Origin of the sequence: Pantoea sp. SM3, from assembly GCF_000963995.1 — a bacterium.
Classification (GTDB): Bacteria; Pseudomonadota; Gammaproteobacteria; order Enterobacterales; family Enterobacteriaceae; genus Pantoea; species Pantoea rwandensis_B.
Map to the genome: position 1 here is coordinate 179,651 of NZ_JZRD01000017.1, position 24,784 is coordinate 204,434.

Here is a 24,784-nt window from a genome sequence, read left to right on the forward strand (position 1 = left end):
CCATCGGCACAAGACGTTAGCGAAATTCTTCTGCTAATCAGGCGTTCTTCAACATCCAGTCAATTTCAGTGGCGGTGATAAGCCGCTCGAACTGCATCAACTCATTCTGTTTGCAGCTGTGCCACACACCGCTGAAATGCTCGCCCAGCAGTTTTTGCAGTGGGTAGCTATTTTCAAATTCATACAGCGCATCACTCTGGCGGACCGGTAATGGCAGCCCTTCCGCCTCATGTCCATTGCCCTGCACTGCATGCGGTAAAGGTAGCTGATTATCCAGACCGTGCAAAATACCGGCAAGAATTGTTGACACTACCAGGTAAGGATTTGCATCCGCGCCGGCTACACGATACTCCACGCGATGGTTATCTACATCGCCACAGGGAATACGTAAAGCAACGGTGCGATTGTTGTGTCCCCAAGAAGCCTGCAAGGGCACGTAAGCCTCAGGCAAGAAGCGACGATAAGCGTTCACGTTCGGTGCCAGCAGCGCCATTGAAGCGGGCATTAAATCGATCATCCCGGCTAACGCGCGTTTTAACAGCGGCGAGTCGCTGCCGTCGTCGAGCGAGAAAGCGTTGTGATCGGCGGCGTCCAGCATGCTGATGTGCACATGCATGCCACTGCCCGCATACTCTTCATAGGGCTTGGCCATAAAGGTCGCCGTCATGCCGTGATTTTCCGCCACCTGGCGTATCAGACGTTTGAGCAAAATGGCATGATCGCAGGCTTTTAATACATCACGAGTGTGATGCAGATTGATCTCAAACTGGCCCGGCGAAGCTTCCGCCAGCGCGCCATCAGCAGGAATGCCCTGCTGTTTTGCAATATCGTCGATTTCACGCAAAACGTCCGCAAAGTGGTCAAGATTATCGACCGAATAAACCTGACTCTGCATATTACGTTCGTCGCTGCCCGGTGCACAGGGTGGCTGGATATAGCCTTCCGCATCGCGCTTTTTATCCACCAGATAGAACTCCAGCTCTACCGCTACCACCGGGAATAGCCCTCGATTGCGCAGTTGCTGCCACAAGCGGTTGAGGACATTGCGGGGTTCAACGTCAAAGGGAGTGCCATCTTGGTTACACATCGTGAGCAGCAGTTGCGCAATGCGTTCAGGATCGGCGGCAGAGGGAATTAAGGTTCCGGGAACCGGGATGCAGAGGTTGTCGGGTTCACCCAGGGACTGTCCGAGTCCGGCTTCTTCGACGGTATTACCGAGGATATCCATGGCGAAAACCGAGGCCGGGAAGTAACACCCTTTTTCCAGTTTTGCCAATGCAGCGATGGGAATGCGCTTTCCGCGAAATACCCCATTTAAATCATTCAGAAGAATATCGACATACTGCGTTTCAGGATGGCGTTCCAGCCAGGTTTTGACCTCCAGCTGGAACGCGCTTGTTCGTTTCTCTTCACTGTGCCGCGTGAAGTCTTCTACTTCTACGAGGTTCGTCATGTTCCCACCCGCCCTTTACCGTTTAGTATTGGTTCGCGCAATGCTCAAAATAACAGCCACTCCTCTAACATAGCGCTAACGCAAAAAGTGTGCAAATGTAACAAATCTGTTGGAAGAACGAACAGACGGTTGCTAGATTGACAATATATTGCACACTTTTTAGGCCGGACGCGCAAAAACGGTGAAAATATTGAACAGCAACGCGGAGACGTTATGGGCATTATTTTTGACAAACCCTTGATTGGCGTAGTGATGTGTCAGAACCACATCGGCAGCCATCTCGGACAGACGGTTCACAATAAGTATCTCGATGCCATCGTGCTTGCCGGTGGTGTTCCCTTGCCTTTGCCGCATCAACTGATGCACGCCCCTTATCTATTAGAAAACAGTATGACGCTGCTCGACGGCATTTTACTCACCGGCAGCCCGAGCAATATTGAGCCCTGGCATTATGGCGAAGAGGGTAAAGAAGAACATGCCGATCCGGCACGCGATCGCCTCGCATTTGGTCTGATCACCCATGCAATCGGTAAAAAAATGCCGATATTGGGTATTTGTCGGGGCTTGCAGGAGTTGGTGGTGGCCAACGGGGGTTCCCTGCATCGCCAGCTGCACATGACGCACCTTTTTCAGGAACATCGTGAGGATGATGCGCTGCCGCTCGAACAGCAATACGCGCCAGTGCATGAAGTGCAGCCTGAAGCGGAAGGTTTATTGAGCAAGCTGCTGGGCAGCGCGCAATCCTTTGCCGTGAACTCTCTGCATGGACAAGGCATCCGCGAACCCGGCCCGCAACTGCGTATTGAAGCACGTGCGCCTGATGGGCTGATTGAAGCGGTGAGTTTGCGTCAGCACCCGTTTGCACTTGCGGTGCAGTGGCATCCGGAGTGGCACTCTGATCAAGACCCGGTTTCGCAACGCCTGTTTGCGGCTTTTATCCACGCTGCTGTCTGTTATCACAAGGAAAACGGCCATGAATGATGCCACTCTGGCGCCCGGACGACGTTTATCGCAAATCCGGCAGGAGATGGGATTGTCTCAGCGTCGCGTCGCTGAGTTGTCAGGACTCACTCACAGTGCCATCAGCACCATTGAGCAGGACAAGGTCAGCCCAGCGCTGAGTACCTTGCAGAAACTGCTAAAGGTGTACGGCTTGTCATTGTCAGAATTTTTCTCGGAACCCAAGGTGAACAGCACGCCGCGCGTTATTGTCCGTCCGGAAGAGTGCGTGGAGATCGGCAGCCTCGGCGTGTCGTTGCGTCTGGTGGAGAACGGCGCTGAAAAACGTGCGCTGGCGATGCTGATTGAACGCTACGAACCGGGTTCCAGCACCGGAGAGAAACTGCGTCACCCTGGCGAGGAGACCGGCACGGTGCTGGAAGGGGAAATCACGCTAGTGGTCAATGGTCAGAGTTATCACCTTTATTGTGGCGAGAGTTATGTGATCGATACCGGCTTACCGCACAGTTTTACCAATACGTCTGAGCTGCCGTGTCGCATCGTCAGTGCGCACACCCCAGCGAATTTCTGAGTTCACGCGCTAAAGGAGGATGTGATGCAACATGTGGGAAGTTATTACGCAGCAACGGCTAATGCGCATGAGCCGTGGCCCGAACTGCAGGAATCGGTGCAGTGTGATGTCTGTATTATTGGCGGCGGATTTACCGGCCTCTCCTCGGCGCTGTTTCTGACCGAAGCCGGTTATGACGTGGTGCTACTCGAAGCGGCCAGGATTGGTTTCGGAGCCAGCGGTCGTAACGGCGGCCAGGTGGTGAATTCTTACAGCCGCGACGTGGACGTGATCGAACAGCGCTACGGCAAAGACGTGGCGAAAATGCTGGGCAATATGATGTTTGAGGGCGCGGAGATTATTCGCGATCGCATTGATCGTTACGCCATCGCCTGCGATTACCGTCCAGGCGGCATTTTTGCGGCGTTGAATCAGCGCCAGATGGGCCACCTGCGCAGCCAAAAAGCCAACTGGGAGCGCTATGGCAATCATCAATTAGAACTCCTGGATGAGCGCGCAATTCGTCGCGAAGTGGCGACTGATCGCTATGTCGGCGGCTTACTGGATAAGCGCGGCGGTCATCTGCATCCGCTTAATCTGGCGCTGGGTGAAGCGGAAGCAATTCGCCGGCACGGTGGACGTATCTATGAACAATCCGCTGCGCTGGAAGTGAAGTATGGCGAGCCGCATCGGGTAAAGACCGCTAAAGGCGAAGTCACTGCCACCTTTGTGATTTTTGCCGGTAATGCTTATCTCCCCTCACAACTTGAACCGCGCCTGAGTCGTAAAAGCATGCCGTGTGGCTCGCAAATCCTCACCACCGAGCCATTAAGCCGCGACCAGGCGTTGGGTTTATTGCCGAACAATCACTGTGTCGAAGATTGTAACTACCTGCTGGATTACTTCCGCCTCACCGCCGATAACCGCCTGTTGTACGGCGGCGGCGTGGTGTATGGCGCGCGCGAGCCGGATGATATTGAAGCGCTGATTCGCCCCAAGCTGTTACGCACCTTCCCGCAACTGAAGGAGGTGAAATTCAGCCACCGCTGGAGCGGTAACTTCCTGCTGACGCTGTCACGTATGCCGCAGTTTGGGCAAATAGAGAAGAATGCGTTCTTTATGCAAGGGGATAGCGGACATGGCGTGACCTGTACCCACTTGTCGGGAAGGCTGATTGCCGAGGTGCTGCGCGGACAGGCAGAAAGATTTGATGCCTTTGCCAAATTACCGCATTTACCGTTTCCGGGGGGCAGGCGATTTAAAGTGCCACTGACGGCGATGGGCGCGGTGTGGTACGCGTTACGGGATCGGTTGGGGGTTTAATGAAAAGGGAGCACGGCTCCCTTTTTTAAACAAGGGTGTGTCTTTTTTAAAACACCAGCAATCTTCATTCCCCCTGCCCTCCATAAACTTCTCTCTGACATAACTTGCCCGCCTTACGTTTCACCAACGTTCCTTTACCAAAACTTGCTATAAAGCTGAGGGAATGCGAGGATCAGGCACTTTAATTTTTAGGGTTATGCAATGCTGCGGTTGTTTGCCAGGTATACATCTGTTGGGGTGGTTAACACGCTCATCCATTGGGCCGTATTTGGTGTTCTCTTCACGAGTGGCACGAACCAATCTACAGCTAATCTTGCGGCCTTTTGCGTTGCTGTGACGTTCTCTTTCTTCGCGAACGCCAAATGGACCTTCAATGCCGAAGCGACCACTGCCCGATATTTTCTCTATATCTTTTTCATGGGCGCGATGGCGCTTTCGGTCGGATGGACAGCAGACCGCCTACATATAAGCCCGATAGTGACACTGATTTTCTTCTCAGCACTCAGTCTGGTTTGCGGCTTCGCCTATTCGAAGTTTTTCGTGTTTAGGAAGAGTTAATGAAATTTTCTTTGATCGTCCCAGTGCTTAACGAAGAGGAAGCCATTCCCCTCTTCTACCGGGCAGTTCGTGAGTTTGCGCCATTCAAAACTCACCAAGTCGAGTTGGTGTTTATCAATGATGGCAGCACCGATAGTACTGAAGCCATTCTGAATGATATCGAGGCCGAAGATGAATTGGTCAAACATATTTCGTTTACACGTAACTTCGGTAAAGAACCGGCGCTCTTCGCTGGGCTTGAAGCGGCAAGCGGTGATGCAATTATCCCTATTGATGTCGATTTGCAAGATCCCATCGATGTCATCCCTGAGATGCTCGAAAAATGGCAACAAGGTGCGGACATCGTACTGGCGAAACGCGTTGACCGTAGTACAGACTCCCATCTGAAACGCAAAACGGCCGAGTGGTTCTACAAATTACATAACAAGATTAGCTCACCGAAAATTGAAGAGAATGTGGGTGATTTTCGTTTGATGTCGCGTGACGTGGTTGAAAACATTAAATTACTGCAAGAGCGCAACCTCTTTATGAAAGGCATTTTGAGTTGGGTCGGCGGCAAAACAGATATCGTGGAATATGCGCGCGCTGACCGTGTCGCTGGCACAACGAAATTCAATGGTTGGAAGTTGTGGAATCTGGCATTAGAAGGGATTACGTCGTTTTCGACCTTCCCTCTTCGAGTTTGGACTTACATTGGGCTTATTGTTGCAGCCATTTCATTTATTTATGGGGCCTGGATGCTAATTGATACTATTTTTTGGGGGAATCCTGTTAAAGGATATCCTTCCCTTATGGTTTCAATGCTTTTCTTGGGTGGTGTTCAGCTAATTGGTATTGGTGTACTAGGCGAGTATATAGGCAGAATTTACATTGAAAGCAAAAAAAGACCGAGGTATATCATAACAAAAAAATGATAAAAACCTTAATACTTTATAAGGTTAACTTGAACAAAATGTATTTATCAAAAGCAAAAACTTTAAAATGAGACATTGATAGGAAATGGAAAAATACTTAATTAAAAATAAAACAACAATGTACACATTCATTACAGCTATGATTTCATACATTATTGTTTATGGTTTTGAACTCACTCATTTTACTTTATCCATTGATGAAGAACCAATGGATAACTTCGCCCAGACATTATCTGCTGGCCGCTGGGGCCACGCCCTGCTGCGACACTACATACTACCTGAGCCATATGTTCCATTCTTCACCTTAATGCTTGCGATCATAATTTTATCAGCTACATCGGCTCTTTCCGCCAAATATTTGATGCTATCAAGACTGCAATCAATGTCGTTTGCAATTGCGTTAGCAGCCATTCCACAGATGGCATATCAATTGGAATTTAGTAATCAATCAGACACAATCGCAATATCTATGTTTTGCTCGGTTGCTTCACTCGTATCACTTAACAAGGGATCGCTAAAAGGCTGTATTACATTTATAATTCTTACGATCGTGTCGCTATCAATTTACCAGTCTATATTCCTTTTCGCCGCTTCATTATTGTGTGTATGGATTGCAGTTTCTGCAATCAAATCTGAAATGACGTTTAACGTAGCTCTAAAAAAAGTTGTTCTTTTCTCCACCTTAACTTTAGCAGCCCTTATGTTAGATGCTACTTTGTCTAAATTAGTTGCTTCCCATTATAATGTGATGATTTCAGGCTATCTATCTGCAATAGTTGGATGGGGTAAGTCTGATTTAAATCAAGTGCTTAATAATTTATTCTCTTTCATTAGATCATACTTTACTTTTAATGCAGCATTCGGAATGAACTCATTCCCATTAGTAGTTATTCCTCTCATGGCGATCATTGTTGGAGCAATTTTAAAAAGAAAAAGTACCACCCTCATAATTTTTGCATCAATAGCTGTGCTTTTATCAGCTTTTCTTTTAAATCTTGCTATTGGTACAGGGTTGCCTCCAAGAGCAATGACCCAAATACCTGTTGTTTTTGCTGGGATTTTCATCATTGCCGTTGTATTCTATAATTATAATATTTCGGCATTATATGTTTCAGTTATTCTCCTTGCTGTTGGGGCCTCTGCATCTAACAAACTTTTCTACAGTGATTACATGGCAAGGCAAGCAGATAATCAACTTTCAAGTCAATTAATTAATACCATTTATCTAAAATACCCCTCCATTGACTTGTCAAAAACCCCGGTATTTTTCTATGGCAGTTTCACGCCATTTAATTCATGGAGAATACCGACCGCTGATGTATTTGGCGCATCTTTCTTCGAATGGGATGGGGGGAACAACCAGCGAATGTATAAATATTTATCGGCAGCCAATATTGCAGATTTAAAATCACCTGATACTGCTCAAGTAGAAAAATCAAGATTGATGGGCGAGTCGCTTCCCGCATGGCCTAATAGAGATGCAGTTGCATTAGTTGATGGAGTGGTAATTATTAAACTTTCAAACAAACTTAGTGATTATAATAAATAAGAACTTACTTTTTCTTAGACCCATCCTACAGGATGGGTTAGGTAGTCATAATAATTAAAATATTCAGATAAAAGAACTTGGTATCAAGTTTATGGATACGACATCAACTTATATTAATTATCACCAACATAAGATGAAGATAAAAAATCACTCAATCAAGAACCTTAATAAAACTTTCTAGAAATTAATGAGCATTAATCGCAAAAAATTCTTTAGCAAACTCAATGAGAAATATTTTTATCATCATTCAAATCATAGTGATAAACCCTTAAATAAAAAATTTATTTATAAAATGACATTCATTTCTGAGACAAAAAGTTTACAAACATCAATTTTGTACAGCGCCGTATCTTTACGACGCTCATGATTGCTCTACTCCAATGGCATCTTCATGGGGTCATCGTAGCTATACTCAAATCCCAGCTCGTTGCAGATCTTCGAGCCATCCACCACCTTCCCTGCCTCGCGGTCTGGTTCAGTAACAAATGTCGGTACCACCAGCCCCAACTGCTTCGAGACAAACGGGTAGAAATCGTCACGCGCGGGATGTTTAGACGCACACAGGTTATACACGCGTCCACCCTTCGGCGTTTGCAGCAGCAGTACAATGGCATCTACTACATCGTCCAGATGCACCAGATTGACCGCATGACCGCCATTCTCCAGTCCAACCTTCCCGGCGAGGAAGCGCCCCGGATGACGATTTGGCCCGACGAGCCCCGCCAGTCGTACAATATCCACGCTGGTACCGGGCAGATCATGCAACCAGTTCTCCAGTTCTACCAGCGTCTTGCCCGCCACACTTTCTGGCTGTAGCTCACTGCTCTCTTTCATGACGCCCGAACCGGTGCCGTACACCGACGACGAGCTGGTAAAAATGATGCGCGGCACCTTGTGTGCTAATGCCGTATCGACCACGTTCTGCACGGCTTGCATGTAATCTTCTCCGCCCTGCACCGTGCGGCTGGCAGGCAACGTCACCACCAGCGCGTCCACCGCCATCAGCGTGGCCAACTCATCCGCTTCACATTCAATCTCGGGTGTTAGCACCAGTTGAAATGCCTCAATACCGCAGCGGCGCGCAGCATCCACACCATCGGGGGAGGTTTTGCTGCCGGTTACCTGCCAGCCGCGCGCCGTCAGCGCCATCGCCAGCGGCATACCCAGCCATCCCAGACCTACAATCGCGACTTTTTTCATACCGACTCCTGCTTTACAGCGCTAAGACACTTCATCTTAGTCCCAGCGATTGTGGCAAACCAGCGCAAACTGTTGCGGAAGGTTCCGAGAACTGACGTTAAAAAAGGGTTGCCAAGCGCCTCCATCTTCGTTAGGTTAACCAGCACGCAAATGAATACTCATTCAGCAACGGAATTTACTATGACACGCGTTCAGTTCAACCACCATCATCACCATCATCCTGACTAGTCTTTCAGGCGATGTGTGCTGGGAGACGATTAGGATCTTCCAGTGGTGCGAACGCAAAGAGAGCCCCCGGAAGATCATCTTCCGGGGGTTTTTTTATGGGCGAACGCAACCCAACTGAGTTCAGACAGGATTGAATAAGAGGATAGGAAACATGTTAGATAACACCCGTATTCGCATAGCTATGCAGAAATCTGGCCGTTTAAGTGATGAATCACGCGAACTGCTGGCCCGCTGCGGTATCAAAATTAACCTTCAGCAGCAGCGTCTGATTGCGTTTGCGGAGAACATGCCTATCGATATCCTGCGTGTGCGTGATGACGATATTCCTGGCCTGGTGATGGATGGCGTGGTGGATCTCGGCATCGTCGGTGAGAACGTGCTGGAAGAAGAGCTGCTGGACCGCCGTGCACAAGGCGAAGATCCACGCTACTTCACCCTGCGCCGTCTCGATTTCGGCGGCTGCCGCCTGTCGCTGGCGATGCCCGTAGATGCAGAATACACCGGCCCGCAGTGCCTGCAGAACTCACGTATTGCCACCTCTTATCCGCACCTGCTGAAGAAATATCTCGATAAGCAAGGCGTTTCCTTTAAGTCTTGCCTGCTGAACGGTTCGGTGGAAGTCGCGCCACGTGCAGGTCTGGCCGATGCCATTTGCGACCTGGTATCGACTGGTGCCACCCTCGAAGCCAACGGCCTGCGCGAAGTGGAAGTCATTTACCGTTCTAAAGCGGTACTGATTCAGCGCGATGGCGAACTGCCAGCGGCGAAACAAGAACTGATCGACAAAATGATGACGCGCATTCAGGGCGTCATCAAAGCACGTGAATCCAAGTACATCATGCTGCACGCGCCAAGCGAGCGCCTGGAAGAAGTGATCGCCCTGCTGCCAGGTGCCGAGCGCCCAACCGTATTGCCGCTGGCAGGCGAAGTAAGCCGCGTGGCGATGCACATGGTGAGCAGTGAAACCCTGTTCTGGGAAACCATGGAAAAACTGAAAGCGCTGGGTGCCAGCTCCATCCTGGTACTGCCAATCGAAAAAATGTTGGAGTAACCGCATGAGCACAATCATGACCCCGATTGACTGGCAACAGTGTGATGAACAACAGCAGCAAGCGCTGCTGATGCGTCCGGCAATTTCTGCTTCGGCGAGCATCAGCGAAATCGTGCGCGATGTGCTGACGCAAGTAAAAGAACAAGGCGATGATGCGCTGCGCGAGTTCAGCGCGCGCTTTGACAAAGCGCAGGTGGAAAACCTGCGCGTCACGCCAGAAGAGATGCAAGCCGCCAGCGATCGCCTGAGCGATACGCTGAAGCAGGCGATGGCAGTGGCTGTCGGTAATATCGAAACTTTCCATAACGCGCAGATTCTGCCCGCAGTGGATATCGAGACGCAGCCTGGCGTACGCTGCCAACAGATCACCCGTCCGGTGCAATCGGTTGGGTTGTATATTCCTGGCGGATCTGCCCCGCTGTTCTCCACGGTTTTGATGCTGGCAACCCCAGCACGTATCGCCGGTTGTGGTCATGTGGTGCTCTGTTCGCCCCCGCCGATTGCCGATGAAATTCTCTATGCCGCACAACTGTGCGGTGTGAAAGAAGTGTTTCAGGTTGGTGGCGCACAAGCGATTGCTGCGCTGGCCTTCGGCACCGAAACCGTGCCGAAAGTCGACAAGATCTTTGGCCCAGGCAACGCCTACGTCACCGAAGCTAAACGCCAGGTGAGCCAGCGTTTGGATGGTGCCGCGATTGATATGCCTGCTGGCCCATCAGAAGTTTTGGTGATTGCTGATGAAGGTGCCACACCGGCATTTGTCGCTTCTGATCTGCTATCACAAGCAGAACACGGCCCGGATTCACAGGTCATTTTGCTGACCCCTTCGCTGAAACTGGCAGAAGGCGTGGCGCAGGCGGTGGAAGAACAGCTCGCGCAGTTGCCACGTGCTGCCACGGCGCGTCAGGCGCTGGAGAGTAGCCGTCTGATCGTGCTGCGCGATCTGGCGCAGTGTGTGGAAATTTCCAACCTGTACGGTCCTGAGCACCTGATTATTCAGACGCGCCAGCCACGCAATCTGGTGGATACGATCACCAGTGCGGGTTCCGTGTTCCTGGGCGACTGGTCACCGGAATCGGCAGGTGATTACGCTTCCGGCACCAACCACGTGCTGCCGACTTACGGTTATACCGCAACCTGTTCTAGCCTGGGATTAGCCGATTTCCAGAAGCGTATGACGGTGCAAGAGCTGACGCCGCAAGGCTTCCTCAATCTGGCTGCCACCATTGAAACCTTAGCCGCTGCTGAGCAGCTGGAAGCCCATAAGAACGCCGTTACCCTGCGTGTTGCCGCGCTGAAGGAGCAAGCATGAGCATTGAAGATTTAGCCCGCGCCAATGTGCGCGCGTTGACGCCGTATCAATCTGCGCGTCGTTTGGGGGGTAACGGTGATGTGTGGCTGAATGCCAACGAATTCCCGCTTCCGGTGCCCTTTGAGCTGTCTCAGCAAACGCTGAACCGCTATCCGGAATGCCAGCCGAAGATGGTGATTGAGCGCTATGCGGCTTATGCCGGTTTATCGCCGGAGCAAGTGATTGTCAGCCGTGGCGCTGATGAAGGCATTGAGCTGTTAATGCGTGCCTTCTGTGAGCCGGGCAAGGATGCGATTCTGTTCTGTCCGCCGACTTACGGCATGTACAGCGTCAGCGCAGAAACCATCGGCATTGAGTATCGCACCGTGGCAGCACTGGATGACTGGCAGCTGAACCTGCCGGCGATTGCGGACCAGTTAGACGGCGTGAAAGTGGTCTACATGTGCAGCCCGAACAATCCGACCGGCAACCTGATCAATCAAGATGATATCCGCAAACTGCTGGAGATGACCGCCGGTAAAGCACTGCTGGTCGCCGATGAAGCCTATATCGAGTTCTGCCCGGAAGCGACTCTCGCGGGTTGGTTGAAAGAATATCCACATCTGGTGATCCTGCGCACGCTGTCAAAAGCCTTTGCGCTGGCTGGCCTACGCTGTGGCTTTACGCTGGCCAACAAGCCAGTGATCGATCTGATGATGAAAGTGATCGCTCCTTACCCGCTGGCGACCCCGGTTGCTGATGTGGCGGGACAGGCGCTGAGCGAAGAAGGCATTGCGCTGATGCGTCAGCACGTGGCGGAACTCAACGCCAATCGCGCCTGGCTGTTTGAGCAGCTGCCACAGTTAAGCGTGGTGCAGCAGGTGTTCCCGAGCGAAACCAACTATATTCTGGCGCGTTTCACTGATTCGCCAAAAGTGTTTAAAACGCTGTGGGATCAAGGCATTATTCTGCGCGACCAAAACAAAAACCCCGGCCTTGCGGGATGCCTGCGCATCTCCATCGGCACCCGTGAAGAGTGCGAGCGCCTGATCGCCGCGCTGCAAGCCTTATCAGTGGAGCAAGCATGAGTCAGAATACCCTTTTTATCGACCGCGACGGTACCATCATCTCTGAGCCGCCAACGGATTTTCAGGTAGACCGCATGGAGAAGCTGGCGTTTGAAAAGAATGCCATCCCTGCGCTGCTGGCCCTGCAAAATGCCGGCTATCAGCTGGTGATGATCACCAATCAGGATGGTCTGGGCACCGACAGCTTCCCACAGGCTGATTTTGATGGCCCACATAACCTGATGATGCAGATCCTGACTTCACAGGGTGTGAACTTCAGCGACATCCTGATCTGCCCGCATAAGCCAGAAGATAACTGTGATTGCCGCAAGCCGAAAACCAAAATGGTGGAAGCCTGGCTGGCACAAGGCGCACTGGATACCGCAAACAGCTACGTGATTGGCGATCGCCTGACCGATATCCAGCTGGCTGAAAACATGGGCATTCAGGGCCTGCGTTACGGTGCTGAAGGTATTGACTGGGACGCGATCCAGGCACGTCTGACCAAACGTGACCGCCATGCGCTGGTGCAACGCAACACTAAAGAGACGCAGATCAAAGTGGAAGTGTGGCTGGACCGCGAAGGCGGCAGCAAGATCAACACCGGTGTCGGCTTCTTTGACCACATGCTGGATCAGATTGCCGTACACGGCGGCTTCCGCATGAACATCGACGTGAAAGGCGATCTCTATATTGACGATCACCACACCGTAGAAGATACCGGTCTGGCGCTGGGTGAAGCACTGCTGAAAGCGCTGGGCGACAAGCGAGGCATCGGCCGTTTCGGCTTCGTGCTGCCGATGGACGAGTGCCTGGCGCGCTGCGCACTGGATATCTCTGGTCGTCCGCACATCGAATTTAAAGCCGAGTTCAGCTACCAGCGTGTCGGCGATCTCAGCACCGAGATGGTTGAGCACTTCTTCAGCTCCCTCTCCTACGCCATGATGAGCACCCTGCACCTGAAGACCAAAGGCAAGAACGACCATCATCGTGTGGAAAGCCTGTTTAAAGCCTTTGGCCGCACCTTACGCCAGGCAATTCGTGTGGAAGGCAACACCCTGCCGAGTTCGAAAGGAGTGCTGTGATGAACGTGGTGATTCTCGATACCGGGTGCGCCAACCTATCCTCCGTGAAGTGGGCGATAGAGCGCCTCGGCTATACGCCCGAGGTGAGCCGCGATCCGGATGTGGTGCTGCGCGCCGATAAGCTGTTGCTGCCGGGTGTGGGCACCGCCCAAGCCGCCATGAACCAGTTGCAGGAGCGTGACCTGATCGATCTGATCAAAGCCTGTACCCAACCGGTGCTCGGCATTTGTCTTGGTATGCAGTTGCTGGGTCGCGGCAGCGATGAGAATGGCGGCGTGACCACGCTGGGTCTGGTGGATGAACCGGTTTCGCTGATGGATACCCAGGGTTTGCCCTTGCCGCACATGGGCTGGAACCAGATCACTTCGCAAGCTGGCAACCACCTGTTCCGCAATATCCCGGACGGCAGCTACTTCTACTTTGTGCACAGCTACGCCATGCCAGTGAATGCCACCACCATCGCCCAGTGCGATTACGGCCATCCGTTCACCGCTGCGTTGCAAAAAGATAATTTCTTCGGCGTGCAGTTCCACCCGGAGCGTTCTGGCAAAGCAGGCGCGCAGTTGCTGAAAAACTTCCTGGAGATGTGATGATTATCCCGGCATTAGATTTAATCGACGGCAAAGTGGTGCGTCTGCATCAGGGCGACTACGGCCAGCAGCGCGACTACGGTAGCGATCCGCTGCCGCGCCTGCAGGATTACGAACGTCAGGGCGCGGAAGTGCTGCACCTGGTGGACCTCACTGGCGCAAAAGATCCGGCTAAACGCCAGATCCCTCTGCTGACTACCCTGCTGCGCGGCGTGAATGTACCGGTGCAGGTCGGCGGCGGCATCCGCAATCGTGAAGACGTTGCAGCCTTGCTGGCGGCCGGCGCGACCCGCGTGGTGGTGGGCTCCACGGCCGTGAAACAGCCAGAGGAAGTGAAAAGCTGGTTCAACGAGTTCGGCGCCGATGCCATCGTACTGGCGCTGGATGTGCGCATTGACGCCAACAATCGTAAAGAAGTGGCGATCAGTGGCTGGCAGGAAGCGGCTGGCGTAACACTGGAAGAAGTGATCGGCTGGTATCAACCGGTTGGCCTGAAGCACGTGCTGTGCACCGATATCTCCCGCGATGGCACCTTAAGTGGTTCCAACGTGGCGCTGTATAAAGAAGTGTCTGATGCCTTCCCCGACATCGCGTTTCAGAGTTCTGGCGGCATTGGATCGCTGGATGACATCGCTGCCTTACGTGGCAGTGGCGCACAGGGCGTGATTGTCGGTCGTGCTTTACTGGAAGATAAATTCACCGTAGCGGAGGCGATTGCATGCTGGCAAAACGGATAATTCCTTGTCTCGATGTCCGTGACGGACAAGTGGTAAAAGGCGTGCAGTTCCGCAACCACGAAATTATTGGCGATATCGTGCCACTGGCGCAGCGCTATGCGCAGGAAGGCGCTGACGAGCTGGTGTTCTATGATATCACCGCCTCTTCCGATGGCCGCGTGGTGGATAAAAGCTGGGTGTCACGCGTCGCAGAAGTGATTGATATTCCGTTCTGCGTGGCGGGCGGTATTAAGAGTGAGGAGGATGCCGCGCGCATTCTGCAGTTCGGTGCGGATAAGATCTCCATCAACTCCCCGGCGCTGGCTGACCCGACGTTGATCACTCGTCTGGCGGATCGCTTTGGTGTGCAGTGCATCGTGGTGGGTATTGATACCTGGTTTGATGAAACCACTGGCAAGTATCACGTCAACCAGTATACCGGCGATGAATCACGTACCCGTGTTACCACCTGGGAAACCCTGGATTGGGTGCAGGAAGTGCAGAAGCTGGGCGCGGGCGAAATCGTGCTGAACATGATGAACCAGGATGGCGTACGTAATGGCTACGATCTGGTGCAGCTGAAGAAAGTCCGTGACGTGTGTAAAGTGCCCCTCATCGCTTCTGGTGGAGCAGGCACCATGCCGCACTTTCTCGAAGCCTTTGAACAGGCAAACGTCGACGGTGCGCTGGCCGCTTCAGTGTTTCACAAACAAATTATCAATATTGGCGAGTTGAAAAACTTCCTGATCGACAACGGTGTGGAGATTCGCGCGTGTTAACTGCAGAACAACTGGCCAAACTGGATTGGGCCAAAACCGCGGGCATGATGCCCGTCATCGTCCAGCACAACGTTTCTGGCGAAGTGCTGATGCACGGTTATATGAATGAGGAAGCGCTGCAAAAGACGCTGGCGGAAGGCAACGTCACTTTCTTCTCTCGCACCAAAAACCGCTTGTGGACCAAAGGGGAAACCTCCGGTCACTTCCTGCAGGTCGCGAGCATCACGCCGGATTGTGATAACGACACCCTGCTGGTGCTGGCAAACCCGATTGGGCCAACTTGCCACCTCGGAACATCAAGCTGCTTCTCACCGGCTGCGCCAGATTGGGCGTTCCTGTATCAGCTGGAGCAGCTGCTGGCTTCACGTAAGAGCGCCGATCCTGAGAGTTCTTACACCGCGAAACTGTATGCCAGCGGCACCAAGCGTATCGCGCAGAAAGTGGGTGAAGAAGGCGTGGAAACCGCACTGGCTGCCACAGTTAACGATCGTCATGAACTGACTAACGAAGCCTCTGACTTGCTGTATCATCTGATGGTGCTGCTGCAGGACCAGGAGCTGGATTTGAGCACGATTATTAATAATCTGCGTGCGCGTCATAAGTAACGGATTGTGCAATAAGCTGCTCAAAATTGGCTTCAAAGGCGGATTTTGAGCAGTATGCTTCTCATTATTGATTTCCATCTCATCGGAATGAGCAACATACTGCTCATTTGCAGTATTTGCATTTAAGAAACCAATGCAGCCTTGTTCTTTTTCATCATCCTCTCCTTAGTTGATTAATTGGAACCCCCTAATGAGTCCATTTGAACGCGAAGCAGTCTTCCTGGATCTTTTGGAAGAGGCAATCAAGAACAACTTAACTCATGGAAAATTGCTTCGTAAGATTCGAAAAGAATTACTGGGGTTTTCACAGGAACGCTATGCCAGCTTGGCGGGTATTAGTCGTCGCACGCTATCTGACGTGGAGCAGGATAAAGAAAGCATTACGCTGACGACATTGAATCGCGTATTTAAACCACTTGGATTAAGGCTGGGTTTACTGCCACGTCAGACACATATGATGCAGGAACTGCTCACCAATCTCACTCAACATGGAGAGCCAAATGACCACTCATGAAAAACTGATCGCCCTACTCGACCAGCATAAGGCGCGTTATCGCGTGATGGAGCATGAAGCAACGGGTAAGTGTGAAGCCGTAGCAGCGATCCGTGGTACGGAAGTAGGCCAAGGTGCTAAGGCGCTGGTGTGCCATGTGAAAGGTAACGGTATCAAACAGCACGTGCTGGCGATATTGCCCGCTGACCAACAAGCAGACCTGAGCAAAGTGGCTGAAGCGGTGGGTGGGCGTCGCGCTTCTTTGGCTTCTCCAGCAGAAGTAGACGCTTTAACGGGCTGTGTGTTTGGAGCGATTCCGCCCTTCAGTTTTCACCCCGACCTGCAACTGGTGGTGGACCCGCTACTGTTTGAGCGTTACGAAGAAATTGCCTTCAACGCGGGCCAGCTTGAGAAATCCGTGGTGCTGAACGTGGACGATTATCGTGCAATGAATGGTGGTAACATTGTGAAAATAATCTGTTAATTGCCATAACCAGCAGTGATCGGTACTCTGCGTTATTCCACATCACGAAAAAAGAAGACCGTTATTATGGCAAGTTCTCGTTTTACTGCCCGCCTGCGTCAGACGCTGGCGCTGGCCGTGCTGGCAGGTTGCGCATTTGGCGCACAGGCAAAGATTGAACAGGTACGTTTTGCTGTAGACCCAACCTACCCTCCTTTTGAATCCAAAACACCACAAGGCAAGCTGGTTGGTTTTGATATCGACCTTGGCAATGCGCTGTGCGAGCGGATGAAAACCAAATGCGTCTGGGTTGAGAGCCAGTTTGACGGCATGATCCCTGCGTTGAAGGCGCGTAAGTTCGACGCCATTCTTTCAGATATGGGTATCACTGAAGAGCGCCTGAAGCAGATTGACTTCACCGTACCGCTCTACGATACGCACACCCAGCTGATTGCGCGCAAAGGCTCCGGCCTGCTGCCAACGGCTGAATCTCTAAAAGGCAAAACGGTTGGCGTTGAGCAGGGAACCGTGCAGGAACGTTATGCGCTGGCAAAATGGCAGCCACATGGCGTGAATGTGGTGCCTTACGGCGATCAGGCGCAGGTGGAAAGTGATTTGATTTCTGGCCGTCTGGATGTGGTGTTCACCGATGCAGCACAGGCAGCTAACGGCTTCCTGAAACATCCGCAAGGCAAAGATTTCGAGCTGGCTGGCCCGATTGTGGAAGATCCGATTATCGGTCCAGGTACGGCGATTGGTCTGCGTAAAGGCGATGAAGAGCTGAAAACAGCCCTTGATAACGCCTTTGCTGAAATCAAGAAAAACGGCACTTTTGACAAGATCCAGAAGAAGTACTTCGCCACTGACATCTCGATCCAGCATTAATCAATGCAGGGGCGGTCTTCAGGCCGCCCTGTTCGCGCTGCTAACATGAGCGAGCGCAAATTTAGCGGCTTCATACCCGCTCATTTTCACAGCAGCACTATAATTCCAGTCAATAAAATTAATCAGGCACGACGTTCAGTGTGCCGTAGATACAGGACATCGACCGCGCCATGCAACAACAACATCATCCCTTGTTAAGTGCTTCCCTCGGTACACAGCGCGAAATCGTCAGCTTTCATTTCGGTACCGATTCCCAGCAACGCGTCTACATTCAGGCGGCACTGCACGGTGATGAACTGCCGGGTATGGCGGTGGCGTGGTATCTGAAACACAAGCTGCTGGCGCTGGAATCTGCCGGGCAGCTTAAATCCAAAATTACGCTGGTGCCGGTGGCAAATCCGCTGGCGATGGGTCAGCACTGGCACGGCAGCCATTTGGGTCGATTCCATACGCTTTCAGGTCAGGATTTCAATCGCCGTTTCCCGGCGTTAGGCGATACCCTGGCTGAAGAGTTGGCCGGTTCGTTGACACAAAGCGAATATGAGAACAAACGGCTGATCCGTGATGCCATTGATCGCCACTATCGCGATCGCATTGCTCGAACCGAACTGGATGCGCAGCGCTTCACGCTAATGCGTATGGCCAGCCAGGCAGATTTGATGATTGATCTGCACTGCGACTGGGACGCATTGCCGCATCTGTATACCACGCCGCACGCATGGCAGGATATCGAACCATTAGCGCGTTGGTTAGGCAGTGAAGTGCAACTGCTGGCGCAAATCTCCGGTGGTGAACCCTTTGATGAGGCCTGCTGTGAACCGTGGCTGACACTGGCTGAGCGATTTGGTGGCGAGTATCCGATGCCTCGTGGTTTGTTGCCAGTGACGCTGGAGTTACGTGGGGTTGCTGATGTGTCGCCGCTACAGGCGGAGAAGGATGCAGATGCGATAATTAATGCGTTGATTGAAGGCGGCTATATCGCGGGTGAAACAGGTGAGTCCCCTGCCCTGATCAATCCTGCGACACCGCTGGCAGGTTGTGAGTATATCCATGCACCGCATTCTGGATTGCTGTTGAATCGCCGTGAGTTGGGTGAGTGGATAAAGCCAGGCGAAGTGGTGGCTGAGATTGTTGACCCGATTACCGACCAGGTCACGCCGCTGGTGGTGGAGTTTGGTGGGGTGCTGTACGCGAGGAACCTGATGAAGTTTGCTACGGCGGGAATGCTGGTGGTGAGACTTGCGGGGGAAAATGCGGGTAGAGAGGGTGAGTTGTTGGTGGTTTAAAGAAAAATAATATAAATCATTATCTTTCCACTAGATTCACAAACCAATTAAGATGTAGAGTGAGGTCATTATAAATTCCGAATCAACAGGATAGCTGTTATTTTAAAACAATCACTCAATAATATTAATAAGCTAAAGAAATTAGTAAGTTAAGTTCAAATCTGTAACGCGAATCGGCATATTTTTGAATTATTATTTAAAATACCTTTAAAATCCGCAAGAAATTTGAAATCATAAGTCATTTAAAAACTGAAGGGTAACATAGGGAATAACATGAATAAAAAGATTAAACTCAGATTAGAAAAGTACTTTTCGAAAGATCACAATAAGGAAGTCGAAAAAAACGCATGCAAATTAGATAGAGACCAACCTGGGAACTTATTAACCACCCTCACAACCCTCAGATCAGACTTATCTCGAAAATACATCATTTCAATATTGATTAATGAAGAAAAATATTTGGATTTTTATGATGACATCAGGCTTGCCAACATATCAGCAATAGATCATTATTTCACATATGGCTATAAAGAGAGTCGTGAATTATTTGAACCAGACTTCAAAAACATACCAAATACAGAAAAATTAAAAAATGGAGAGTCTGTTTTTTATTTGGAAGCACCAAGGAGCAACGCAATTTTTAAATACAGAATAACTTTTAAAGAAAAAAATAATAAAAAGTCAATTCTTTTAGATCAAGAAAATTCGATAATAGAAATTTTGCTCGCAATATTCAAAGCAAAAGAAATCACTTTTATTCGCCCTAAACACCAAGATAAAAAAATAAATTACTTAATAAATATCTGCAAAAAACTCAATGTAAAAGTGATTATTGATTACGATGATTTATTATTACCTGAATTCACACATCTCATTGGCGCTGTAAGATCTGGCATTTCGAATTTTGATGATACGCATAATGAACTTATCAAAGACTCTTCAATTTTGTTAAGTGCCGATGGAATAACATGCTCTACGCAAGTAATTGCCGATTCACTTTCAAATATAGTGGACGACATTAGCATCTGTAAGAACAAGCTACCAAAAGAGTATTTCATTTCAAGAGAACGTGTTTTAGCTAAAAAAATCGAAGATAAAATAAAAGTTTTATACCTTTCTGGTTCGAACACACACTTTAAAGATTACAGTTTAATAAGCGGCCCCCTAATTAAACTTTCTCAACAACATCCAAATTTATTCAGTTTAACACTATTAGGTGCAGTGTCCGATCAAAAACACATATTCTCTCACTTTGGATTAGAATGCAATGTTATTCGTCTTAAAGAATTTGAAGAAATGCTTAACATCATCAGAGAACATGATATTGTTTTAGTTCCTTTAGAAAATAATAAATTCAATGATGCGAAATCAAATATCAAATTTATTGAATCAGCCTCTCAGGGTGTAGCAGTAATCGCTTCATCAGTGAAAGAATATTCTGAGTGTATAAATACATATGAAAATGGGTGGTTGTGTAGTACTGAAGAGGAATGGTTAAACACCCTTTTACATTTATTCTGCAACCCAAATGAAATCCTCACAACTTCATTAGCAGCATATGACTCTGCTTTAAAAGGATACAGCATATGAATGAGCAAGTAATTAATGGAATCTATACTGCAGAAAGTCATGAAAAATCCCGAGTTCGCTTACTATACTTACCTATTAACCAATCTCACTTTGAACTTGCTTTAATAATAACTGAAGAGAGCAAACTTCAAAGTTACATATTTGCAGAAAATTATCAACTAATAGCGAAGGACTATATCGAAAAGAATCCCAATACTAAAGTTAAATTTATATTTGACAAAGTATCAATAGCTGGACTGCTCCCAAGCATTGATAAACTAATTGTGTTTGTAGGGTATGTTATACCATCGCTACCAAAGATCTTTAATGAAATTTTATCTACATGCTTAAAAGTAAGAATACCTGTTATAGAAATTCCACATGGAATGTTTCAAACCGGAATAAACATATCTGACGATTCAAAACTAATTAGTATCCAATCTCAATTTCTAGGGATTGGTAGTGCACTACCCTCTATTTCCGATAGGAAATTAGTTTGGTTTGGAAATTGTGGCTTTGGGTATCCTAGGACTGTTAAACGGCACGCACTGAATGAAAGACACTTACCAAAGTTCACTTTAATAACATCCAATACAAATTGGTATTTATATTCACATAGTGACAAAAGACGCTTCTACACAGAAGTATTTCAATACGCAAAGAAAAACCCTCATGAATTTTTCATTTGGTGTCCTCACCCGGCTGAACTTAGTAGTGAAGGGTTCAGTGCAGGCGCGTTAAAATACCGACCTGAAAACATTTTCATATATGGGAGAAATAATGACATTTATTTTCATGATTTAGACGGTGCGAACGATTTGATTCCACACTGCGATTATGCAATCTCTACTATAAGTACGTGCCTGCTCGATTATGAAATTTTCGATAAAAGAGTCAATATATTCACATGTATTGGCACTCAAAAATTAATGAATATTTTATCACAGAAAAGCATATTTAATTCTCATAAAGAAATTACACCTAACGCAAGCTATTTGAGAACTGGTTTACTAAAAGATTTCAATTCAGAGCACTATGACAATTTGATATCCGAAGAAATTCATATTGAAAATAACTTCAAATATCAATTTATAACTTCATTTTTTTCTTGCTAGTGTCTGTTCTATCTCGCCTCATTATGAGGCTTTTTTCCAAACTATGGCTTGCTAAAAACCATAGGATTTCGATATAATAATTAATAAAATGATACATTTACACTTTAGCTCTTTATTATTCTTCAAAGAATCGACGTCATTAAATATAATTACAGGGATTTATTGTTACCCTTTTAGTTTAAAATTTTTTTTAAGCAATCTAATATAAGCAAGACTTTAATATGCAAATAGTTTATTTACACCAATTTAAAATGCTAGTCATACTAATACCAATTAAGTCTAAAAATTAAAATCTAGTTTACTCATCCGATTCAACTATCATGCGAAAATATTTATGGAAGTTTTTTTTAACTTTAGTACCTTAGTTGAAATACATCCAAGTCAAATCTATAAAATAACATTTTTACCACACACAATCACCTTAAAAATATAATTTATAAAATCTTGAAAAAATTATTGATACAAAAATACCTCTAAACCTCAGCCCTTGATGTATTTATTTTATTCAAATACATCATCGATTAATTATAAGCCATCAAACATAATAAAAGTGAAATTACCAGATGAATTAAAATAAAAACAAATATGTTGAATGTCTTTTTAAGATTGAAAGTAGGGTGAATGAGAGTTAAAAATTATATAAAATTAAATTATACATAATAAAAAACGCCAGATGCTTCGCACCTGACGTTTATATGGATAAAACATAGATTTTTAAAAATTTAAGAGCAAGTTTATTATTCTAACCACTCAGTGTGAAATACACCTTCTTTGTCAATACGCTTATAAGTATGCGCACCGAAGTAATCGCGTTGAGCCTGAATCAAGTTCGCTGGTAGAACTTCTGTACGATAGCTATCGTAGTAAGCGATTGCAGCAGAGAAGGTAGGTGTTGGGATACCGTTCTGAATCGCGTATGAAACGACATCACGCAGCGCTTGCTGGTATTCATCCGCGATATTCTTGAAGTATGGGTCAAGCAGTAAGTTAGCGATATTTGCATCTTTGGCATAAGCATCGGTAATTTTCTGCAGGAACTGTGCGCGGATGATACAGCCTGCACGGAAGATTTTAGCAATCTCGCCGTATTGCAGATCCCAATTGTTTTCTTCTGAGGCAGCACGCAGTTGTGAGAAGCCCTGCGCATAAGAGACGATTTTGCCCAGATACAATGCACGACGTACTTTCTCAACAAATTCAGCTTTGTCACCAGTAAACGCTTTCGCCTGAGGGCCGCTCAGCACTTTAGAAGCCGCAACACGCTGTGACTTGAGAGAAGAAAGGTAACGAGCAAATACTGATTCTGTAATCAGTGACAGAGGTTCACCCAGATCCAACGAGCTCTGGCTCGTCCACTTACCAGTGCCTTTGTTTGCCGCTTCGTCAAGAATCACATCAACCAGATATTTACCTTCCTCATCTTTCTTAGTGAAGATATCTTTAGTGATGTCGATCAGGTAGCTGCTTAGCTCACCGTTGTTCCAGTCAGTGAAGGTCTTAGCGAGTTCTTCATTGTCCAGACCCAAAGCGCCTTTTAACAGAGCATAGGCCTCTGCGATCAGCTGCATGTCACCATATTCGATGCCATTGTGCACCATCTTCACATAGTGGCCTGCACCGTTTGGACCGATATAAGCAACGCACGCCTCGCCATCTTCAGCACGAGCAGCAATCTTATCCAGAATAGGCGCAACAAGTTCGTATGCTTCCTTCTGGCCACCAGGCATAATTGAAGGGCCTTTTAATGCACCCTCTTCGCCACCGGAAACACCAGTACCGATAAAGTTGAAACCTTGATCAGACAATTCTTTGTTACGACGGATAGTGTCCTTGTAGAAGGTGTTGCCACCATCAATCAGGATGTCACCCTTGTCCAAATGCGGAGTCAGAGAAGCGATAGTCTTATCAGTAGCCTCGCCAGCCTGCACCATCAGCAGAATACGGCGCGGTTTTTCGAGGGATTCAACGAACTCTTCAACGGTGTAGAAAGGGGCCAGTTTCTTACCCTGACTATCAGCGATGACTTCATCAGTCTTCTCACGTGAACGGTTGAAGATAGACACTGTGTAGCCGCGGCTCTCAATGTTTAGAGCCAAGTTACGGCCCATGACTGCCATACCGACAACACCGATTTGTTGCTTGGACATTATCTACTCCTGTCTGAAGTTACCATCACAAACATTGATTTGTGATTAAAGTGGCAAATATGTTAACTCATCTGCCATCACTATAGGTAGTGAATGGTGCGATGCTTAAACACACAATAAAAGTGGATGATTACGCGTCGGTTAACAAATCGCCTCTTTGAATCTTCGATTTGAAATACAGCGGCAGTACCTCTTCGGGCGAGCCATCCATTTTCACTGTGCCATGTTCAAGCCAAAGAATTCTAGTGCAGGTCTTTCTTAACAATTCATTACTATGACTAGCCAGAATCAATATCTTGGTTGCATTAATAATATTGGTTAAGCGCGTTTCAGCTTTTTCTTTAAACCCTTCATCGCCAACAGATAACCACTCATCCATTAACAAAATTTCGGGTGTAAAAATGGTACTTACGCTAAAGCCTAAGCGCATTTGCATACCTGAAGAATAGGTACGCACCGGCATATCAATAAAATCGCCCAGGTCCGTGAAGTCGATAATTTCTTCGATTCGAGCATCAATCTCTTTCTTTTTAAGACCCAAAAGAGCACCGCGAATATAGATATTTTCTCTACCGGTGAATTCCTGGTTAATGCCCAATGAAATAGAAATTAATGAGCCGATGTCACCTTCAATTTGAGCAGTACCACTTGTTGGGTGGTAAACCTTACTAAACATACGAAGCAAGGTAGTTTTACCTGCACCGTTATGCCCGATCAACCCGACACGCTCGCCATCTTTAATCTCAAAATTAAGATTATTGAGTGCAGAAACGACGACTTTTCCATCATGCTGGCCTACTTTTCCACCAGTAGCAAAGTTAATGAAATTCTTTTTAATTGATCTTGCCTGTGCGTTGAATATTGGGAAATCAATGCCAACATTTTCAAACTTGATAATAGCCATAAT

25 protein-coding genes and 1 other annotated feature are annotated in these 24,784 nt (G+C 48.2%); of the genes, 21 read left to right on the top strand and 4 right to left on the bottom strand.

The genetic code is table 11. The features are described 5' to 3' along the window. Positions 1–37 precede the first annotated feature (37 nt). Positions 38–1,453, bottom strand: a complete 1,416-nt coding sequence (locus VI01_RS11610; RefSeq protein ID WP_045815212.1) for a glutamine synthetase family protein — start codon at positions 1,451–1,453, stop codon at positions 38–40. Positions 1,454–1,666: 213 nt separating this feature from the next. Between VI01_RS11610 and puuD the strand changes: the two genes are divergently transcribed. The 6 genes from puuD to VI01_RS11640 all read left to right on the top strand — a co-directional run bounded on the left by puuD (position 1,667) and on the right by VI01_RS11640 (position 7,307). After that, the gene (gene puuD, locus VI01_RS11615; RefSeq protein WP_045815213.1) at positions 1,667–2,434 is read left to right on the top strand and encodes a gamma-glutamyl-gamma-aminobutyrate hydrolase; all 768 of its coding nucleotides are present in this window, start codon (positions 1,667–1,669) and stop codon (positions 2,432–2,434) included. After that, complete coding sequence (gene puuR / locus VI01_RS11620) at positions 2,427–2,984, top strand: HTH-type transcriptional regulator PuuR (protein WP_034824711.1); 558 nt, start codon at positions 2,427–2,429, stop codon at positions 2,982–2,984. Before puuD ends, puuR begins: the two co-directional genes overlap by 8 nt. 24 nt (positions 2,985–3,008) lie before the next feature. Next, on the top strand, positions 3,009–4,286 hold the full coding sequence (locus tag VI01_RS11625; RefSeq protein ID WP_045815214.1) for an FAD-binding oxidoreductase: 1,278 nt from the start codon (positions 3,009–3,011) through the stop codon (positions 4,284–4,286). 201 nt (positions 4,287–4,487) lie between these two features. After that, positions 4,488–4,844 carry a GtrA family protein gene (locus VI01_RS11630; RefSeq protein WP_045815215.1) on the top strand — a complete coding sequence of 119 codons (357 nt, stop codon included), beginning with the start codon at positions 4,488–4,490 and terminating at the stop codon, positions 4,842–4,844. After that, the gene (locus VI01_RS11635; RefSeq protein WP_045815216.1) at positions 4,844–5,758 is read left to right on the top strand and encodes a glycosyltransferase family 2 protein; all 915 of its coding nucleotides are present in this window, start codon (positions 4,844–4,846) and stop codon (positions 5,756–5,758) included. The genes VI01_RS11630 and VI01_RS11635 overlap by 1 nt, the downstream gene beginning before the upstream one ends. 85 nt (positions 5,759–5,843) lie before the next feature. Beyond that, a complete protein-coding gene (locus tag VI01_RS11640) occupies positions 5,844–7,307 on the top strand; it encodes a glucosyltransferase domain-containing protein (RefSeq protein WP_045815217.1) in 1,464 nt (487 codons plus the stop codon). 372 nt (positions 7,308–7,679) lie between these two features. Here the strand turns inward: VI01_RS11640 and VI01_RS11645 are convergent, their stop codons facing one another. Then, complete coding sequence (locus tag VI01_RS11645; RefSeq protein WP_045815218.1) at positions 7,680–8,507, bottom strand: SDR family oxidoreductase; 828 nt, start codon at positions 8,505–8,507, stop codon at positions 7,680–7,682. A gap of 180 nt (positions 8,508–8,687) precedes the next feature. Here VI01_RS11645 and hisL point away from each other — a divergent pair, with 180 nt between their 5' ends. The 15 genes from hisL to VI01_RS11715 all read left to right on the top strand — a co-directional run bounded on the left by hisL (position 8,688) and on the right by VI01_RS11715 (position 21,730). Beyond that, positions 8,688–8,735: a his operon leader peptide gene (gene hisL / locus VI01_RS25380; protein WP_100396937.1), complete on the top strand. Its 48-nt coding sequence runs from the start codon at positions 8,688–8,690 to the stop codon at positions 8,733–8,735. Next, positions 8,711–8,832 (top strand) — a sequence feature (His leader region). Its footprint overlaps the gene before it by 25 nt. Positions 8,833–8,886: 54 nt before the next feature. Then, on the top strand, positions 8,887–9,786 hold the full coding sequence (gene hisG, locus VI01_RS11650) for an ATP phosphoribosyltransferase (protein WP_034824735.1): 900 nt from the start codon (positions 8,887–8,889) through the stop codon (positions 9,784–9,786). 4 nt (positions 9,787–9,790) lie between these two features. Further along, positions 9,791–11,098 (top strand): histidinol dehydrogenase, encoded by a 1,308-nt coding sequence (hisD, locus tag VI01_RS11655; protein WP_045815219.1) that lies wholly within the window; start codon positions 9,791–9,793, stop codon positions 11,096–11,098. Next, positions 11,095–12,165, top strand: a complete 1,071-nt coding sequence (hisC, locus tag VI01_RS11660) for a histidinol-phosphate transaminase (protein WP_045815220.1) — start codon at positions 11,095–11,097, stop codon at positions 12,163–12,165. Before hisD ends, hisC begins: the two co-directional genes overlap by 4 nt. Then, positions 12,162–13,229 carry a bifunctional histidinol-phosphatase/imidazoleglycerol-phosphate dehydratase HisB gene (hisB, locus tag VI01_RS11665; RefSeq protein ID WP_045815221.1) on the top strand — a complete coding sequence of 356 codons (1,068 nt, stop codon included), beginning with the start codon at positions 12,162–12,164 and terminating at the stop codon, positions 13,227–13,229. Before hisC ends, hisB begins: the two co-directional genes overlap by 4 nt. Then, a complete protein-coding gene (hisH, locus tag VI01_RS11670; RefSeq protein ID WP_045815222.1) occupies positions 13,229–13,819 on the top strand; it encodes an imidazole glycerol phosphate synthase subunit HisH in 591 nt (196 codons plus the stop codon). Before hisB ends, hisH begins: the two co-directional genes overlap by 1 nt. Then, on the top strand, positions 13,819–14,556 hold the full coding sequence (gene hisA / locus VI01_RS11675) for a 1-(5-phosphoribosyl)-5-[(5-phosphoribosylamino)methylideneamino]imidazole-4-carboxamide isomerase (RefSeq protein WP_045815223.1): 738 nt from the start codon (positions 13,819–13,821) through the stop codon (positions 14,554–14,556). The genes hisH and hisA overlap by 1 nt, the downstream gene beginning before the upstream one ends. Continuing rightward, positions 14,538–15,314, top strand: coding sequence for an imidazole glycerol phosphate synthase subunit HisF (gene hisF, locus VI01_RS11680; protein WP_045815224.1), 777 nt, complete (start codon positions 14,538–14,540; stop codon positions 15,312–15,314). Before hisA ends, hisF begins: the two co-directional genes overlap by 19 nt. After that, positions 15,308–15,919, top strand: coding sequence for a bifunctional phosphoribosyl-AMP cyclohydrolase/phosphoribosyl-ATP diphosphatase HisIE (gene hisIE, locus VI01_RS11685; protein ID WP_034824749.1), 612 nt, complete (start codon positions 15,308–15,310; stop codon positions 15,917–15,919). The genes hisF and hisIE overlap by 7 nt, the downstream gene beginning before the upstream one ends. A gap of 190 nt (positions 15,920–16,109) precedes the next feature. After that, on the top strand, positions 16,110–16,433 hold the full coding sequence (locus VI01_RS11690; RefSeq protein ID WP_045815225.1) for a helix-turn-helix domain-containing protein: 324 nt from the start codon (positions 16,110–16,112) through the stop codon (positions 16,431–16,433). Beyond that, positions 16,420–16,896 carry a YbaK/prolyl-tRNA synthetase associated domain-containing protein gene (locus VI01_RS11695; protein ID WP_075564101.1) on the top strand — a complete coding sequence of 159 codons (477 nt, stop codon included), beginning with the start codon at positions 16,420–16,422 and terminating at the stop codon, positions 16,894–16,896. Before VI01_RS11690 ends, VI01_RS11695 begins: the two co-directional genes overlap by 14 nt. Before the next feature lie 66 nt (positions 16,897–16,962). Further along, positions 16,963–17,760, top strand: coding sequence for an ABC transporter substrate-binding protein (locus VI01_RS11700; protein ID WP_045815227.1), 798 nt, complete (start codon positions 16,963–16,965; stop codon positions 17,758–17,760). Between the two features lie 170 nt (positions 17,761–17,930). Then, positions 17,931–19,046 (top strand): succinylglutamate desuccinylase/aspartoacylase family protein, encoded by a 1,116-nt coding sequence (locus VI01_RS11705; RefSeq protein WP_045815228.1) that lies wholly within the window; start codon positions 17,931–17,933, stop codon positions 19,044–19,046. 273 nt (positions 19,047–19,319) lie between these two features. Then, a complete protein-coding gene (locus VI01_RS11710; protein WP_045815229.1) occupies positions 19,320–20,636 on the top strand; it encodes a glycosyltransferase in 1,317 nt (438 codons plus the stop codon). Then, positions 20,633–21,730, top strand: a complete 1,098-nt coding sequence (locus VI01_RS11715) for a hypothetical protein (RefSeq protein ID WP_045815230.1) — start codon at positions 20,633–20,635, stop codon at positions 21,728–21,730. Before VI01_RS11710 ends, VI01_RS11715 begins: the two co-directional genes overlap by 4 nt. Positions 21,731–22,467: 737 nt before the next feature. On the opposite strand, the gene gndA is transcribed toward VI01_RS11715, so the two are convergent. Beyond that, on the bottom strand, positions 22,468–23,877 hold the full coding sequence (gene gndA, locus VI01_RS11720) for an NADP-dependent phosphogluconate dehydrogenase (RefSeq protein WP_045815231.1): 1,410 nt from the start codon (positions 23,875–23,877) through the stop codon (positions 22,468–22,470). A 130-nt stretch (positions 23,878–24,007) separates the two neighbouring features. Further along, entirely contained in the window at positions 24,008–24,781 is a 774-nt protein-coding gene (locus VI01_RS11725; protein WP_045815232.1) for an ABC transporter ATP-binding protein, read from the bottom strand. Positions 24,782–24,784: the final 3 nt, after the last annotated feature.